The 17,814-nt window shown below is 44.2% G+C and carries 15 protein-coding genes; 2 read left to right on the forward strand and 13 right to left on the reverse strand.

The annotated features are described in order from the left end of the window. Window positions 1–95: 95 nt before the first annotated feature. Genes argH through argC form a run of 5 tightly spaced genes read right to left on the reverse strand, consistent with a single transcriptional unit; the run spans window position 96 to window position 5,915 of the window. Window positions 96–1,961 carry an argininosuccinate lyase gene (gene argH / locus L1D50_RS06115; protein WP_128727650.1) on the reverse strand — a complete coding sequence of 622 codons (1,866 nt, stop codon included), beginning with the start codon at window positions 1,959–1,961 and terminating at the stop codon, window positions 96–98. Window positions 1,962–1,975: 14 nt separating this feature from the next. After that, on the reverse strand, window positions 1,976–3,187 hold the full coding sequence (locus L1D50_RS06120) for an argininosuccinate synthase (RefSeq protein WP_128727649.1): 1,212 nt from the start codon (window positions 3,185–3,187) through the stop codon (window positions 1,976–1,978). Window positions 3,188–3,198: 11 nt separating this feature from the next. Further along, on the reverse strand, window positions 3,199–4,119 hold the full coding sequence (locus L1D50_RS06125) for an ornithine carbamoyltransferase (RefSeq protein ID WP_069020557.1): 921 nt from the start codon (window positions 4,117–4,119) through the stop codon (window positions 3,199–3,201). 9 nt (window positions 4,120–4,128) lie between these two features. After that, window positions 4,129–4,908 (reverse strand): acetylglutamate kinase, encoded by a 780-nt coding sequence (argB, locus tag L1D50_RS06130; protein ID WP_128727647.1) that lies wholly within the window; start codon window positions 4,906–4,908, stop codon window positions 4,129–4,131. Continuing rightward, the gene (gene argC, locus L1D50_RS06135) at window positions 4,905–5,915 is read right to left on the reverse strand and encodes an N-acetyl-gamma-glutamyl-phosphate reductase (protein WP_239965708.1); all 1,011 of its coding nucleotides are present in this window, start codon (window positions 5,913–5,915) and stop codon (window positions 4,905–4,907) included. The genes argB and argC overlap by 4 nt, the downstream gene beginning before the upstream one ends. Window positions 5,916–6,092: 177 nt before the next feature. On the opposite strand from argC, the gene argE reads away from it, so the two are divergent. Next, a complete protein-coding gene (argE, locus tag L1D50_RS06140) occupies window positions 6,093–7,241 on the forward strand; it encodes an acetylornithine deacetylase (protein WP_128727645.1) in 1,149 nt (382 codons plus the stop codon). 56 nt (window positions 7,242–7,297) lie between these two features. On the opposite strand, the gene L1D50_RS06145 is transcribed toward argE, so the two are convergent. Continuing rightward, window positions 7,298–9,721 carry a zinc-dependent metalloprotease gene (locus L1D50_RS06145; RefSeq protein WP_128727644.1) on the reverse strand — a complete coding sequence of 808 codons (2,424 nt, stop codon included), beginning with the start codon at window positions 9,719–9,721 and terminating at the stop codon, window positions 7,298–7,300. A gap of 154 nt (window positions 9,722–9,875) precedes the next feature. On the opposite strand from L1D50_RS06145, the gene L1D50_RS06150 reads away from it, so the two are divergent. Continuing rightward, window positions 9,876–10,844, forward strand: a complete 969-nt coding sequence (locus L1D50_RS06150; protein ID WP_095728022.1) for a class 1 fructose-bisphosphatase — start codon at window positions 9,876–9,878, stop codon at window positions 10,842–10,844. A 67-nt stretch (window positions 10,845–10,911) separates the two neighbouring features. Here the strand turns inward: L1D50_RS06150 and L1D50_RS06155 are convergent, their stop codons facing one another. From L1D50_RS06155 to L1D50_RS06185, 7 genes are all read right to left on the reverse strand, one after another. After that, window positions 10,912–11,751: a sulfurtransferase gene (locus L1D50_RS06155; protein ID WP_239965703.1), complete on the reverse strand. Its 840-nt coding sequence runs from the start codon at window positions 11,749–11,751 to the stop codon at window positions 10,912–10,914. A gap of 4 nt (window positions 11,752–11,755) precedes the next feature. Then, window positions 11,756–12,157: an adenylyltransferase/cytidyltransferase family protein gene (locus tag L1D50_RS06160; RefSeq protein ID WP_128727642.1), complete on the reverse strand. Its 402-nt coding sequence runs from the start codon at window positions 12,155–12,157 to the stop codon at window positions 11,756–11,758. Between the two features lie 213 nt (window positions 12,158–12,370). Next, window positions 12,371–12,790: a group 1 truncated hemoglobin gene (locus L1D50_RS06165; protein ID WP_128727641.1), complete on the reverse strand. Its 420-nt coding sequence runs from the start codon at window positions 12,788–12,790 to the stop codon at window positions 12,371–12,373. Beyond that, window positions 12,791–13,618, reverse strand: a complete 828-nt coding sequence (locus L1D50_RS06170) for a DUF3034 family protein (protein WP_128727640.1) — start codon at window positions 13,616–13,618, stop codon at window positions 12,791–12,793. Beyond that, complete coding sequence (locus tag L1D50_RS06175; protein ID WP_128727639.1) at window positions 13,605–15,941, reverse strand: EAL domain-containing protein; 2,337 nt, start codon at window positions 15,939–15,941, stop codon at window positions 13,605–13,607. The genes L1D50_RS06170 and L1D50_RS06175 overlap by 14 nt, the downstream gene beginning before the upstream one ends. Beyond that, window positions 15,938–16,570, reverse strand: coding sequence for a methylamine utilization protein (locus L1D50_RS06180; RefSeq protein WP_239965704.1), 633 nt, complete (start codon window positions 16,568–16,570; stop codon window positions 15,938–15,940). Before L1D50_RS06180 ends, L1D50_RS06175 begins: the two co-directional genes overlap by 4 nt. A 116-nt stretch (window positions 16,571–16,686) precedes the next feature. Then, window positions 16,687–17,787: a phosphoribosylaminoimidazolesuccinocarboxamide synthase gene (locus L1D50_RS06185; protein ID WP_017218410.1), complete on the reverse strand. Its 1,101-nt coding sequence runs from the start codon at window positions 17,785–17,787 to the stop codon at window positions 16,687–16,689. Window positions 17,788–17,814: the final 27 nt, after the last annotated feature.

Below are 17,814 nucleotides of genomic sequence, written 5' to 3' on the forward strand. Positions count from 1 at the left end.
GGATATGCCAATATTTATTTAAAAAATTCAATCGGTTGAATTACATACAAAAAGAGCGCTTGTTAGCGCTCTTTTTGTTTTAAGAAAGCTTGATGTTAAGCCACAAATTTACACGGAATACTTAAGCTAGACGTTTGTTTTATAATGAAATCCATCGCAATTTCATCACAGTTATCCTTGCGCAAGCACAACTCACAGTCTTTCATCACTTTTTCAGGCAAGCTATCCTTGGTACAGTTGTTAAAACCTTGTTTCGTAAAGAAGCCCGGCACTCTAGTTAGCACAATAATACGATTGAGTGCCAATTTTTTGGCTTTCACCAGCAAATGCTCGACTAAAAGTTGCCCTTGTCCCTTTATTTCGCTCTCGGGATTTACACCCAAAGAGCGAATTTCAGCAAGCCCAGTGTCGTAAATATACAAAGATGCACACCCGGTCACTTTGCCATCGACCTCAGTCACCGCAAACTCATTGATACTATGGATCATGTCACTCTTCGCTCGCGGTAGGTTCTCACCTACTTTGGCCCAATATTGGATCAGTCCAGCAATGGCTTCAACATCGTCTAAATTGGCATCACGTACTAGAATTTTTTGCTTTTTTTTTGCTGTTTTAATGGCATTGGTTACTTGTGGCAATGAGGTGCCGCCTAATGCTTTACGAGCGGCAATACAAGCATCAATTTCGAGTACAGGGTAAACATCTTCTGCAATTACAGCGCTGACTTGCTGGAATTCTTCTAAACTCAGATCCTCGAGGTTTTGCCCCTTACTAATAGCCAACTGCACTAATTCACCGACGATGTGGTGGCCTTCCCGAAACGGAATTCCCTTAGCAACGAGATAATCCGCAAGCTCTGTCGCATTGGCGTGACCACCTTTTGCAGCCGCTAACGTTTTATCACTATTAACCTTAATTCCTTTAACACATGCTTCAGCCATATGAATACATGCAAGCCAAGTTGGCATGGCATCAAATAGGCCTTCTTTGTCTTCCTGCATGTCTTTGTTATAGGCCAAAGGCAAAGCTTTAAGCGTCATCATCATGCCGCTAAAGGCGCCAAAAACTCGGCCTGTTTTGCCGCGGATAAGCTCTAAGGCATCAGGATTTTTTTTCTGTGGCATCAAGGATGAGCCGGACGTCACGCTATCAGCCAGATCAATAAAGCCAGACTCACCAGAATTGTAAAAGATCAAATCTTCAGCAAAGCGAGATAAATGCATCATAGAAATAGACGCACAACTGAGTAGCTCAACCACAAAGTCACGATCAGAGACCGCATCTAAACTATTACGAGAGGCTTCTCTAAAGCCAAGATTGACAGCCAACGCTTCACGGTCGATAGGATAAGCAGTCCCCGCCAGTGCACCAGAGCCAAGTGGACACACATTTAACCTTTCAAGCGCATCATTTAAACGCGATTCATCACGCTCAATCATCTCAACGTAAGCCATACACCAATGACTAAAGAGTACTGGCTGAGCACGCTGTAAATGGGTATAGCCTGGCAAAATAGTACCAAGCTCCTGCTCTGCAAGTGTAACCAAAGCTTGCTTTAGTGAACCCAGTGCCACAAGCAGTTGTTGCGCCGTTTTCCGGCTCCACAGTCTAAAGTCTGTGGCTACTTGGTCGTTACGACTTCGACCTGTGTGCAGCTTTTTACCTAAATCACCCACTTTGTCGATAAGTTTAGCTTCAACATAAGAATGAATATCCTCATGTCCCGCGGTTGCTACACTACGCGGATCTGCAATCACTTCTTCTAAAAGCTGTTTCAGCGCTGAAATGATCTGCTGATGTTCGCTTTCAGTTAATACATCTACTTGCTTTAGCGCACCCGCCCAAGCGATAGAGCCAACAATATCTTGCTCTGCCAATTGATAATCAAATGGCAGAGAATCATTAAATTGCTTAAATGCCTCATCAGGACCTGATGAAAAACGGCCGCCCCATAATGCCATCTCGCTCTCCTACCTTAAGATTGCTTTTGCTTGTTTAACGCCGCTATCCGGCTAGATAGTGAGAATAGACGAATGAATCCCTCCGCATGAGATTGGTCATATACGTCATCTTCACCAAATGTGGCAAAATCTTCGCTGTATAAGCTATTGATTGATTGCTTTTGCACTGCATGCACATGGCCCTTATAAAGCTTAAGTACCACCTCGCCAGTTGCCTGCTGTGCGAAAGACTCTGCGGCAGCTAGAATTGAATCCTTCAGCGGAGTAAACCAGCGACCGTCATAAACTAACTGTGCAAACTCTTCACTAAGCGCGGTTTTCCATTTACGACAAGATTTGTCTAAGATCAGCTCATCAATCGCTTGTAATGCAGCCATCATCACAGTGCCACCTGGCGTTTCATAACAGCCACGAGATTTCATGCCGACTAGGCGGTTTTCCACGATATCGACACGACCAACACCGTGCTGCGCTGCAATCTCGTTTAACTTAACTAGACACTGATAAGGACTGTAACGCTCACCGTTAACACCTGTGATTTCACCCTTTTCGATTAATACAGATACATATTCAGGCTGATCCGGTGCGGCTTCTGGAGAATTAGTCATGGTCCAAACCTGATCGCTTGGCTCATTCCATGGATCTTCTAATTCTCCACCTTCGTGAGAAATATGCCAAGCATTGGCATCACGGCTATAAATTTTGGTGGCAGAGGCTGCACAAGGGATATTACGCTCGGCCAAATAGTCAAGCAGCGATTCACGACTTGATAGTGACCATTCACGCCATGGTGCGATCACTTTAAGATCAGGCGCAAGCGCTGAGAAGCAAGATTCAAAACGCACCTGATCATTTCCCTTGCCTGTACAACCATGAGAAAGTGCATCCGCGCCAACTTTACGAGCGATTTCAACTTGTGCTTTGGCGATAATAGGACGCGCCATTGAAGTGCCCAGTAAATATGTTCCTTCATAGATAGCGCCTGTTTTAAGGGTTGGATAAATGTAGTCGCTAACCATTTCTTCTTTTAAGTCGACGATATGGCACTCAGAGGCACCTGATGCGATTGCCTTTTCTTCAACCCCAACCAGTTCTTCTTCACCTTGACCTACATCGGCAACAAAGGCGACAACTTCGCAGCCATAGTTCTCTTTTAACCATGGTACAATCGCTGATGTATCTAATCCACCAGAGTAAGCCAGTACCACTTTTTTAATCTTGCTCATGTTCTTTAACCTCAAACGTAATCTTTGTTTAACAGCGATACCAGCAATGCGTTTTGGGCATGCATGCGGTTTTCAGCTTGTTGAATAATTTTTGACTTTGGCCCATCCATCACTTCGGAAGTAATTTCAAACTCACGATGTGCTGGCTGGCAGTGCAAAATGGTTTGTGCGCCACACGCTTCAACCAATTGTTGGTTGATTTGATATGGCATAAAGGTGTCTTTCACCTGCTCAATTGGCGTTTTATTCCCCATCGAAACCCAAGTATCAGCGTAGAGCACATTAGCGCCAGCCGCCGCCTCTACCCGATCGCTGACCAGAACCGAGGCACCATTTACCGCAGCAATTTGCTCAGCTTGCTTAACAATTTGTGCATCTGGAGAGTGGCCTTTAGGGCAAACCGCCACAAAATCAGTGCCTAGTGTAGCCGCAAGCAACATTAATGAATGTGTTACGTTGTTGCCTTCACCGAGATAAGCGATTTTGATCTGACTGACATCGTCATAGGTTTCAAATAAAGTGAGAAAATCAGCCAACGCTTGGCAAGGGTGATATAAATCACATAGACTATTCACAACAGGCACCGACGAAAACTCAGCGAGCGTTTCAAGCGTACTATGGTGATTTACGCGAGCCACAAGGCCATCGGCCCAAGTAGAAATATTAAGCGCAAAATCTTTGACAGATTCACGCGCCCCCATTGCGCCATTTTGCTGATCTAAATACACAGCATGGCCGCCTAATTTATGGATACCGATATCAAACGACAGCCTTGTTCTTAAGCTCGGCTTTTCAAATAGCGTGACTATCGACTTGCCAGCTAAGGCTTGGTTATATTCTTGCGGTTGATTTTTAATATTTTTTGCAAGCTTTAATAAGTTCAAAACTTTAGTTTGGTCTAATTCCAAACCAGTTAAAAAATGCTTAGTCATGGTGTTTTCCTACGGCAGAATTTGTGTACCTACGTGCTCACCATTGAGCAACGCAATTAAATTTTCTGGCTTTTGCCAGCTAGAGATGTACACCCCTCGTCGTAAGTGTTGGGCAGCGTGAAGACTGGTCTTAACTTTGACCTCCATCCCGCCCACAATGACCTTTTGCGCGATTAACGTTGAGATCTGTTCCGCGTTAAGTTGATTTAATGGCTGTTTATCGCCATCAAGTACCGCCTCAACATCAGTCATAAAAATAAGTTCTGCACCAAGTTTACTGGCGATAGCAGCCGCTGCTTCATCCGCATTCACGTTGTATAAATGGCCGTCAGCGCCAATACCAACTGAACTGACAACAGGCAATCTGTCAAACTCCAACACCGCTTCAAGCATACCGCCTTCGCTTGCTTCACAGCTACCTACGCGACCAAGCGCTTTAAGCTTTTGAGTTGTGCTAAACCCTGCATCATACAAACACAGTCCAACGGGCTTGAGCATGGCGGTAATGGCGTCCGCCATCAGTTGCTTGTTGGCACAGCCTGCAAGTGCACCAACAATATACGGCATTTGCTCTTGCGGACTGATCCGCAGTCCTTGATGTTTTGCAGTAGCAAAACCGGCATCACTCAACCACTTATCAACTAGCGCCCCACCACCATGAACAATCACAAACTGCTTGTGTGGTGCATCCTGTTGAATTTGCTTGATAGCTGAAAACAATGCTTGTGCTGCCCCCTCTTGATTCAACACCGCACCACCTAGTTTAATCACCCAAGTTTGCTTACTCATGCTACTACTCCTAAACCTTGATAATGCTCAAGTCCCGCCGCCAAGTTCATACACTGTAATGCTTGGCCTGCTGCCCCTTTAAGCAAGTTATCAATCGCGACAACCACGATCAGTTGATTGCCCTTTTGCTGCCAGCCAATATCAACAAAAGGCTGATTTTCAACGGCTTTAATTGATGGGAGTTGACTCCCCTTTAATCTGATCAACGGCTCATCGGCAAGCACCTGATAAGCAGCATCGACTTGATTTGGCGTGACATTTTCTTTCAGGGTGACGTAGATTGTTTCTAAGATACCACGTTTAAAGTTCCCTAAATGCGGTGTAAACAACACCGGGTGTTCAAGATATTTTTCTATTTCTGGACTATGTCTGTGCGTAAACAAACCGTATGGTGCAAGAGATACTTCACAAAAGTGTGTGGCGACATTCGCTTTTCTACCTGCGCCGGTAACACCAGAAACAGCATTAATGATAATTGGCTGCTCTGTTATCAGATCAGCTTGTTGTAATGGCTTGAGTGCATTGAGTGCCGCAGTCGGATAGCAGCCCGCGACCGCCACTAACTTTGCCGTTTTAATAGCATCGCCATACCATTCAGCTAACCCGTATTGCGCTTGCGCTAACCAGTCTTGATGTGGGTGAGAAAAACCGTAGTAAGTTTCGTAGTCTTCATTGCTAGATAAACGGTAACCTCCAGATAGGTCAAAAACCCGTTTGCCCATCTGTAAAAATACCGGTGCAAGTTCTACGCTAACTTTGTGATCCGTGCATAAACACACATAGTCCGATGATTGCTCTATCAACGAAAAAGCTTGCTCATTTAAGGGTTGCAGCTCAATATCTAGCAAGCCCGAATATTCTGGATATAAATCGCTGATGAATTTGTGTTTGTCTAAGCTTTGCTCAGATACAAAGCAATGCGCAAGTGTGAAGGCAGGATGCTTGGCAACCAGCTTAGCAAGCTCAGCGCCACTGTAGCCGCTCGCTCCGATTATAGATACTTTCAACATAGTGTTCTCAAGATTAAAAAAAGTTTGATTAGGATTGGTTCTGCTAATTGTTGAAGTCAAATCGTCGCATTGCTGCTCCAAAATATATTTATGCTAAAAAAGTGAATTGATATTCACTCTAAACATCTTTATATTTTTATGCAAGAACTTTGAATAAGTATTTTAGGAATTTTTATGAAATTGCCCGCTTTTATGGAAATGTATCAGCAACTGATCGCCGCGCCATCTATCAGTGCATTAGAAGAAAGTCTCAACATGAGTAATCAGAATGTGATCCAGCTACTCGCACAGTGGTGCGAAACGTTAGGGTTTACCGTCGAAGTAACAGAGCTTGAACATGCAAAAGGAAAATATAATCTAATTGCAAGACGAGGCAGTGGCGATGGTGGGTTAATGCTGGCTGGCCACACGGATACCGTTCCCTTCGACGATAGCCGCTGGCAATTCGATCCTTTTAAATTAAGCGCGCAAGATAATAAATTATATGGTCTTGGAAGCATTGATATGAAAGGTTTTTTTGCTTTCGTATTGAATGCAATCTCAGAGCTTGATGAATTACAGCAAAATGCTCCTATCATGATTTTAGCCACCGCCGATGAAGAAACCACCATGGCTGGTGCTCAGGAAATTGCGAAACATCCAAGCTTGAAACCGGCGCGCTGTATTATTGGTGAACCCACTGATATGGTGCCGGTATTTACCCACAAAGGGCATATGACGACCGCCATCCGTATCGTTGGTCGTTCAGGCCATAGCTCAGATCCAGAGCGCGGCTTAAATGCCATTGAAATCATGCACCAGGTGATTGCAAATTTATTAAAGTTAAGAGAAGAATTAAAGAATAAATATTCAACTCCACATTTTGCTATTCCTTACCCAACTTTAAACCTCGGACACATTCATGGCGGCGACAATGCCAACCGTATTTGTGGCTGTTGTGAACTACATATTGATATGCGTCCTTTGCCTGGCCTGAGTATCAAGGAACTACAAGCCATGCTTACGGCAGCGGTGGCCCCCATCAATACACATTATCCAAATAGTGTCTCGGTTATAGATATGCACGAGCCCATTCCGGCTTTTACCGGCTCAACGGATTCTGCTTTAGTGAAAATGGCTGAGCGCCTGTCAGGACAACAAGCAATTGCGGTAAACTATTGCACCGAAGCTCCATTTCTACAGCAGCTAGGCTGCGAAACTATCGTTATGGGACCAGGTTCAATTAATCAAGCACACCAACCCAACGAGTTTTTAGCAATGGAAAAAATCCAGCCAAGTCAGGATATAATTAAGCAGCTAATAAGAGAAAGTTGCTTTAGTTAATTATAACTAAAAAGGGCGCTCACTCGAGCGCCCTTTTTTCAGCTTTGCTTTAAAGGCTAGATTGGTGAGCCTGGCGGCATTTCAAGCGCCTTAAAGCTTTCAGGCCACTCTCCCGAATCTAAGTAGTGATTGATTTGCTGTGCGAGCATATGTTTAAACGCTTGATCAAAAGCAACATCGCTAAATACCGAGGACTGATTAAAGTCTTTCGCAACTTTTGCTAAATAAAACTTTAACTGCGCTTGCACTTCAGGTGCGACTTTATCGTTGTTACTCAGTTTTACAAGCTTGGTTGCACTTAGGTATTGCACTCGTTGCTGTAGCTTTTGAGCCATACCTTTGCTGCCTGATTGAGCAAATACCTGCTGATATAAAGCCTCTAAAAGTGCTTGAGTACCAAAATATTGAGTATCACGTGCATGCTGCTGTGCGAGACGATTTAATCGCTGTGGATTAAGCAGCAAGTCAAGGCTATGGAGTGCGGCAACTTCTGGTAATGCCATCGCATCTAGAGTTAGCCCTGTTCTCCCCTTGATACTTTCGCGAGTTTTATACTCACCGTAAGCCTTAGGAGGTATTAACGCCAAAATAGAGTCAGGAATAGTCAACGCCGCAGGTGAGAGCGTACTCAAAAGCGCATTGGCTGCATTTTGCTGTACCTCTTTAGCCACGACTTTCGCGCCTTTTATCACCTCGTCACCACGGACTTCATAGTCATAGTCCACGCCACCAATCAGTTTTACTGCGGCTTCAACTTGGTAACGGTGGAAAAGATACAGTGGGACCAGCTTCTCCTCTAGCTGCGACAGAGCAACTCCTTTTTGAATACTGTGAATACCAAAGCTATTCAACGCCTGCTTGCGGACATCCAGCACACGCAGTAATTCGGCTGCGGGATCTGCCCCATTATCCCAAAGGTGCGCCGTTGGATGCGCTCCGCCCTGTGCTCTGGCGTCTGAATCAGAGATAAACTCAAGCCCTTGCGCCTTATTTTCAGCGAGAATAGCTGCAAGCTCAGTGGCTTCATCAACGTCACCGAAATCACTATAACCATATTTAATCACTTGCGTATCCCACGCGCCCATGCCTTTTGCGTAGCCCTTGGTAATATCAAGTTGGCCATTTTCAAATCCTACTAGTGGATGTGGATAGTCCATGACTGACGCGCGATCCTTTACCGACGCTGAGAAGTTGTGTGCAATGCCCAACGTGTGGCCAATTTCATGTGCACTCAACTGACGAATACGGTCTAGCGCCATAGCATGAAGTCGCTCAGTCACTTCATTACCCTCAACAAATGGCGCAGAAAGTGCTTCGGCAATAAGAATATCTTGACGGACACGCAGCGAGCCTAGCGTCACGTGACCTTTTAAAATTTCACCGGTACGCGGGTCTATCACCGACGCGCCGTATGACCACCCTCGAGTCGCGCGATGCACCCATTGGATCACGTTGTAGCGAATATCCATAGGATCGGCATTTTCAGGGAGTACTTTGACTTGAAACGCATTTTTATAGCCTGCTGCCTCAAATGCTTGGTCCCACCATTTGGCACCATCAAGTAATGCAGTTTTGACAGGCTCAGGTACACCAGGATCAAGATAGTAAATAATTGGCTCTACGGCCTCCGAGACTTGTGCAGTTGGGTCTTTTTTCTTTAAGCGGTGGCGAGGAATGTAACGCACAAACATTGACTGTCCAAGCGCTGCAGAGTAATCCTTATGCTCGATACTCCAATAACCCGATTGCGGATGAAACGCACGTGGCTGGTAGTTATCGTCAGGCAGCTCAATTAAAGAATGGTGCTGATGTACTGTTAGCGTATAAGGTTCCGCACTCACCTGGCGTACATATTCACCAGGCTTTGTGCCTTTGAATGTCAACACGGCTTCCAGTTCTGTGTTTTTAACAAATGCCTTTGAACGCGACATAAACACAGCGCTGCGGCTTGAGTCTAAGCTAAAACTACCTTGATTACGATTTGCCAACGTGCGAGACACGCCATGCACGTCGCTGAGTAGATAAGGCGTGTAGTCAATTAGCACACTGTCTTTATCTTCTGCAACCACACTGAACCCGTGTAGAATGCTTGAAGCAAAAGCCTCTTTAACGCTTTGCTTTTCTGCCATATTATTCGCACTTGCGCGATAATAAGTGTTTATAGCGCGCAGCATTACCTTATTACCAAAACGCTCAAATTGAACTAAGTGCGTACCGCCTAACTGGCCACGGTCTAAGCCGATATCATTCGAACCCACACCATAAGGTAAACTATGCTGTAACAAGAAAGGAGCGTCTAGTTTGTCGATATCTAAGTAAAGTTTGCCGCTCGAATCATCGCTATAGAAGGCATAAAAACCGGGATGATGATTAAAACTGGCAGTAAATTCATCAATAGACTTAATTGCTGCGTGTGCTTGGGTTATCATACACAGTAGCAAAGTGGTTACAGTTTGAGTAAAGCACGTTATTTTTCTCATGGCTGCTCTTTGTTATTTATGGTTTTGAGGCTTAACCCCAGTTGTATATGAAATCGTATACAATTTACAGCCTTTCAAGACGAATTACAGCGCAGTTTATGGCACCTCTCACACTATTTATTGCCATAAACACAAGGTGATCAGGATTTAAAAAATGCGTAGACTCCCTCCGGTGTTAATTGAAGATGGTTGTTCTCGTGAGTTGGTTTCTCTAATCCGAACCATTCTCGCGGCATGTAAAGAAATATCGTTCCGTGTTGGCCAAGGTGCACTTTCAGGTGTATTAGGTTCAACCTTAGATGAGAACATTCAAGGTGAAACGCAAAAGAAGCTCGATGTACTTTCAAATCAACTATTGAAAGATATTTTGCTTGAATCTGGCTATGTCAAAGCTATCGCTTCTGAAGAAGAAGATTACACCGTCGCCGGCAATCCAAAAGCGAACTATATTGTCGCTTTCGATCCGTTAGATGGTTCATCCAATACCGACATTAATTCACTAGTTGGTACTATTTTCTCTATTATGGAAGCGCCTGAAGGTTCAGATCCTAGCGATCCTGCGATCTTTATGCAGCCGGGTCATAAACAAGTTGCAGCGGGCTATGTGTTATATGGCCCATCAACCATGTTAGCGCTATCAACCGGCAAGGGAACTCGCTTGTTTACGCTGGACAAAACACACGGTAGCTTCCTACTCACGCAAGACTTTGCAGCCATTCCAGAAGACACCAAAGAGTTTGCCATCAACGCTTCAAACCAACGCCATTGGACCCCTGCAATGCAAAACTACATTGCCGATCTACTTGAAGGTGAAACGGGACCGCGTGGTAAAAACTTCAATATGCGCTGGATTGCGGCAATGGTTGGCGATGTTCACCGCGTATTATGCCGTGGTGGACTATTCACTTACCCAGAAGATCGTAAAGATCCAAACAAGCCATTTAAACTTCGCCTACTTTACGAAGCCAATCCAATGGCGATGCTTGTCGAGCAAGCTGGCGGTATTGCCCACACAGGTCGTGAACGCATTTTGGATATTCAACCTGAAGAAATACACCAACGCGTTGGTGTTATCTTAGGCTCAAAGCATGAAGTTGAAGCGTGCCTTGCTTATCATAAGTGATCTATTTTGAAGCGAGGAAATAGCTCGTTTCACACAGGAAAAAGGTGCCATTGGCACCTTTTTCACATTAAATAGTGGTATAACTCGTCTCAACGGGCACATCGGGATCAGCGCCCCATTCACTCCACGAGCCGTCATATACCGTCAACTGTTTATAACCTAGCTCGTCAGCCACCAGCGCTAAAATACAAGCTGTAACACCTGAGCCACAAGAGAATATCAGAGGCTTAGTTTTATCTTTTGATAAGTCGCTATACAGCACTTCAAGCTCGGTGAGAGGTTTAAAGCAGCCATCGGCATTTAACAAACTCGTATATGGTAGGTTTTTACTTTTAGGCACATGGCCGCTGCGCATATCTGCACGAGGTTCTTGCTCTTCACCAGTAAAGCGTTTTGCACCTCTAGCATCAAATAGATAACTCAGTTCAGCGTCAATATTACTAACCACAGCGGCTTTATCAACAAATGCTGTTTCATCATATGCAGCGACAAAGTTTCCCGCTTGTTGGGCTTGTGCGTATGCTTGACTCAAAGGATATTGTTTTTCACACCAAGCAGGTAATCCGCCATCCAGTACATAGACTTGTTTATGACCCATCATTTTGAGCATATACCAAGCTCTGGCAGCGCTAAACATACCCTTATCATCGTAAGCGATTAACACATCATTTTGGTTGATACCAAGCTGTCGCATTTCTGCTTGAAATTGAGCTGGACTGCAGCACATGTTGGGGGAGGTAGCATGGGGATTAGCCAACGCGCCACTAATATCAAAACGCAGCGCACCTTGGATGATTGCAGGAGCGTTGTAAGGGCCAGACTGACCCGGTTTCACAATGCCAGCATCCAATACTTTCACTTTGCCAAGATTTGCAAAGAGCCAATCCCTATCGACCACGTGCTTCATGCTATTATTTTCCTTCGGGTCTGCGCACGACCTCTATTATTTCCGTTGTTGAAATTGATGGGGTACGCTCTAAGTAAACCACATCACAGATATCGTTATACATATCAAACTTGTCTTTCCAATCATCACCCATCACCAGAACATTGGCATCAAAGTCTTTGATATACTGTGCTTTTAGCTCCAGAGATTCCTCCACAAACACCTCATCGACAAATTGCAATGAGCTAATGATCTTTAGACGATCTGCAATTGAGTATATTGGATTTCTACCTTTTTTCGCAAAGTTAAGCTCATCTGATGAAATCCCCACAATGAGATAATCACCCAGTGCTTTCGCTCGTTCTAAAATATTAACATGACCAACGTGGAATACATCAAAGGTTCCAAATGTGATAACTTTTTTCAACTTGGCTCTCTTTTTAAGCAGCACGGTTTGAGTTGTAACTCATTTTGGTATTTATTTGTCTCTAAAACCGTGACGAAATTTAAGATAATTTGGCTATTAGATTACAGGACTAAGCAATAAAATTCAGCTTTTTCTTTACTCAATCAGGTTGAGATCTTTAATACAAAATAACAACATAGAAACAGATTTTCCTACACGCTTTTGCTATCGAGACTACAATTTGATGACTTCACTTCGCATCGGTGCTAAGCGTGCCAAAACTTGATTTTGTACAGAGTGAGCAATCCCAACCTCATTCATTGCGTTGATCAAGAGATCAACCACCCGATTAAAGTCAGACTCACTAATAGCCATGCCAGTGTGGATCTGCACCATGCTATCACCTTCATAATCACAAGGGCCATCTAAGGTATCGCATAGGTGAGTGATAAACCCTTCACGAAAGTGCCTAACATTGGACTCTCTAAAATACGGTAAAATAACGTCATCATTGCCAATCTGTTTAATAAACGCATCTACTAGCTTTTCTGCGCCAACGCTTCCACCTATTTGCTCATACAGGGAGGTTTGTGGGGTTGAAGCACTACACGCCACGAGGAAAAGCAAGATTGCCGTTAGTGGAAGCCATTTCATTTAAAAGTACCCCGTAACAGATAGATACCAACCCGTTTGAGAAGGTTGCCCTGCGATTTTTCCAAGGTCTAGCCATGCCGCCGTAACACTCACTGACTTATTCGGGATCCAAGCGACAAATACATCTTTCCAATCTGATTCACCAAGCCCAAGGTTGTTGGATTTTTGGCGGTACTCTGCACCGACAGCCCAATGCCTAGATAAAAACACTGCACTGCTGGCTTCTAGTTGCCAAGGCGCACTATCGTTAGCTCCACCATAACCTAGTATGCCAAGTTGATTAGCCCGAGAATGTCTCAGCGTAATATTCCAGAACCAGTTATAACCGCTTACAGCGCCCAAATGCAGTTTGCTTGCAGCTAAGTAATAATCCGTTCCTGAGTCATCTTCAGCGCCGAGCAAATTGGCAACCGTAGCATCATCCAAGGACTTATGCTGAATACCAAAGCTCAATTGTGGATATTTACTGTAGACAATATCGCCATATAGCCGTACCTTGGCACCGACAATATCTTGCTCAATATCAAGATTAAGCGCATCCACATCGAAGTTTTGCCGAGCGAAACTTAACTCTACGCGATCGAATAAGTTGGCTTGAACGCCACACACATCGAGCTGGTAGTCTTTCAGACTAGCTCGGCTGCAAAACCCGCTGGCCGACCATTCATCTTCCGAAGCATATCCAGCAAGCTGCGCCCACGGCACAATGCCACCACCGGCACTACCTTCAACCTGTGATACCCCAGGAGTCGCTAGTAACTTTCCTGTTGCGGCGTAAGTTGGCCCGCATAGTAATAAGCACAGGGCAAAAACATTAGCCCACTTCATTATATCTCCCCAGCCACAGGTCAAAGTCAGCGGCTTTCAGCGGCTTACTTAGATAGTAACCTTGTGCATAATCACACTGCATTGACTCAAGTAGCTCAAGCGATGCCTTGTCTTCAACGCCTTCCGCAACCACGCTAAAACCAAGTTGGTGACCAAGCGTGATGGTGGAGCGCACAATAAATTGGTCTTTTTCCGATTGGGCGAGCTTTAAAATAAATACCTTGTCGAGTTTCAGCTCATCAATAGGTAACATTTTTAATCGACCAAGGGAGGTTTGACCCACGCCATAATCATCAAGTGAGACCTGTACGCCAAGCTGTTTGAGCGCTTGGAGAACCGCAATGCCTTTTTCCTCATTCTCAATCATGTCTCGCTCAGTAAGCTCTATGGTGATCAACTCAGGTTTGACGTTATATGTGTCTAGTAGCGTCTTAAGATGAGACAAGAAGTTTTTATCTGCAATGTCTTGTGCCGATACATTAATAGCCGCCTTGATACGTTCACCTTGACGTACCCAGTTAGCAACTTGAGACACCACGGTTTTTACTACCCACTGAGTTAACTCAACAATCAAACCTGATTGCTCGGCAAGATCGATAAATAGTTCGGGCGACACCCATTCACCATTTTTACGTTGCCAACGAATAAGAGACTCAACCTTGTCAATACGATTGGTTTTCATATTTAGCTTTGGTTGATAGGTCATAAAAAGCTGACCATCGTCGTTGGCGATAGCGTGTTTTAGTTCATCAATAATTTGCAGGCGCTCTAGATGGGCTTCATCTTCACCTGATTGATAGTAGTAAACATCATGGCCATCGTGCGCCGCAGTATCAACTGCGATCAAAGCCCGGCGAACGACATCCTCAGGAGTATGCGCTTGTTTGGGGTAATGCACCACGCCGATACTAAAGTGGAGCGAAATATCTAACCCCTGCACAGTATAAGGTTTACTCAAGCCTTGATTTAGCATTTCAGCACATTCAACAATACCGAGCACAGCACTTTGCGGATCGGCGCACGCACTCGCGGGGTGTGCAACTAAAAACTCATCGCCGCCAAGCCTAACATTCAATCCGCCTTCAGCAGTATTAATCTCCGCTATCCGGTTCGCTACGGCTTTAATACAATCATCTCCTACCCGAGGGCCGAGTTTGTCGTTGATATGGCGTAACCCCTTTATGTCTATGGCAATAAAATAATATTCAGCGCCGCCACTGAGCATGTAATGCAACTTATCCAAAGCCGCATTACGATTAAAAAACCCTGTTAAATGGTCATGACTAGCTTGAAAGCGGATCTGCTCCTCACGCTCTTGAATGTCTTCACCCATATCATTAAAAGCATCAACAAGCTGGCAAATTTCTTGGGTCGGTCGAGCCTCTTCGAGTTTGGCGGAGTAATCTCCTCTTGCAAAGCATTTTGCCAACTCAGTAAGCTTACTAAGCGGTGCAGTAAGGTTTTTGGCAACAATACCACTGGTAATAAAACCAATAAGAATAGTACCGAGAGAGAGTAAAATAATGGTCAACACCATTTTATCGAATTCTTGATATTGAGTAGTTAAATCCGCGCTAAGTACCAAACTTACCGGGTTACTATCAAGAGAAGGTAAGTTCACCTCTGCACTTTCGTATACCGCATACTGACTAAACCAACGCGTTGTTTTTTGCGCCGCTAGGAAAGTAAATAAATCGCTACCAAGCGCAAGTGCAGGCAACGAGCTTGCTTTCAGGTTGTCAGCAACCCCAACAAAGCTTGTTTCCATTCCTGTAAGGTCTTTAAGCTCCGCAGCGACAGCTGTGCCTACTTCAAAGCCAATAATTGAGTATGCAATAGTTCTGGGCGCCCGAACAGGCAAAATAATCACTTGATACAACTGCTCACTAAGCACCACAAAAGCTGAGTGCTCAGTATGGCTTTGCAAAGCTTGCATCCAAGTTCTGGTGTCGCTAGGAAAGTCTAACCCTTCCCTATTAGCGGAGATCAGGTCACCTTTCACATCTAACAGCAGCATTAAGTCGGCATCAATACGGCGAGAGTGATTAAGCAAAACACTGCTGATAGTCTGTGCATCCCTCGTCGCCACCGCTTGTTTAAAGCCAAAATCAGAGGTGAGTACGGTGGCTGCAGTGACTAATAACTGCTCTCGCGATTTTAAATATTGCTGATAAACATTTTGCGCCACTTGAATTTTTCTTTGTACTTGCGCTTCATTGAATTTACTTGTGGACCACCAAAAACTTGCCAAGCTCATCCCTGCTGTTACTAAGATAAGCAAGATACAAAGACTGATTATTTTATTTTTAAAGCTGTTATTCATTCATGTTGTCCAAAGCGCTCGCCAAAGGTATTACGCGGCGCTGGATAAGTTGTTTTTATTGTTACGGACATTGGCGCCATTGTGTTCACTATTTGAACGGTTTGCCGACTGTCTATGTCATTATCTTGATAAGGATGCCACACCGTTACTTGCTTTGTAGAATTCGGCAAAGTCACCAATCCATTCGCATCAGATACCAATACTTGCTTGTCATCTGCAATATAAATATAGCCCACCATAGAGTCGTGAATGTTACAACCTAATACCACTACACCAGCGTTTTCAAACTTAAGCGGTTGATTTGGCGTGCCAGCGTATAGCTTTAGCTCAAAAGGTTTTACCGCAGAAAACGAATAAACGTGATGACGGATATCATCGCTATTGGGAAAATTAACCAATTGTCCTTTTTGGATGGTGAGGATGAAAGGAACAAATTGTTTATTGATTTGATCCATAACAGCCACATCGTTTGCTATAGCCTCGACAGGCTCGTTTATCAACTCAACAACTGCGTGCTGCAAGGGCTTGCCTTTGCCATCAAGCACAGTTAATTGCCCTGCATTTGCAAAGTTTAAATCTAAAAGAAATAAAAAACAAAAACTTAGTGGGAGCAGAACAGACGTTCGCATATCTGGCTCTATTTTTTGCAACAATTAGGTTAAGTAAAAGAGACCTTGCAATGAAAAGCAAGTGAATTGAGGAAATTGCCCTAATAAACGTGTTTATCAGAGCAATTGAAAAGGAATTAATCTATTAAACCGTACTGCTTATCAAGAATATCAATAACTTCTTGGCGAGGATCTGCAGGGATCGTTAGCTCACGACCAACGATTTTACTTGCGATCCCAACGTAAGTTTCGCTCACTGACATCATTACAGCTTCTGGCAATAGATAGTCGCGAGCAAGTGCTTCACGCTCAGGCATACGATCTTTATTCAGCAGTACATCGCTATCTGGTACGTTATTTATCAATAGCTGGCGGAAACCTTCTTTTGAGTTTTCAACGATCTTACCATCGCGATAAGCTGGGCCATCCCAAATACGTGACGAGTCAGGCGTACCCACTTCATCAATGTAAATTAGGCGCTCTTGGCCGTCTTTATCTTCAACGTAACCAAACTCAAATTTAGTATCTACAAAGATCTGATCAAGCTTCTCAAGCTCTTTACTGATCAGGGCAAAGCCCTCGGTTAGCAACTGCTCGTATTTATCCACATCTGCCGCAGATTTAAAGTTGAACGCCGCAAGATTATCTTCGATGTTTTTACGAGAGATGTTTACGTCATCCACTTCTGGTACGTCTGCTAAACCTTTGATGATCCCTTTGGTTGATGGTGTGATTAAGACATTATCTAGTTTTTGATTGGCCTCTAAACCTTCTGGTAATTGCAAGCCACAAAACTCCCTTACGCCCTTTGCGTAATCGCGCCACATACTGCCGGTAATATATTGACGCGCAATCGCTTCAACTCTTACCGTACTGGCTTTACGCACAATCCAAACATAAGGATGTGGAATATCAACAATGTGATTACCTGCAAGGCCAGCTTTATCAAAAAGTGAAAACCAATGTGAAGCAACGCTGTTAAGCGCAATGCCCTTACCCGGTACACCGTTAAGACCATTTTCACCTTGCCAAATACAATCAAATGCTGAAATACGGTCTGAAATGACCATAATTGCCAGCTCTGTACCAACCGGGACTTGATAGCCTTTTTCTTCAATTAAACGTGCACTGTCGGCGTCGGTTAACCAATAAACTGAACGTACTTTACCACTGTGAACCGCACCTTTAGTGCGAATTGGAAGATCGTCATTAACGTCTAAAACTTTGTAGCTACTCATTGTTACTCCAATGACAGGATGCGCCTT

Source organism: Pseudoalteromonas sp. Isolate6 (assembly GCF_022398435.1).
Taxonomy (GTDB): Bacteria; Pseudomonadota; Gammaproteobacteria; order Enterobacterales; family Alteromonadaceae; genus Pseudoalteromonas; species Pseudoalteromonas galatheae.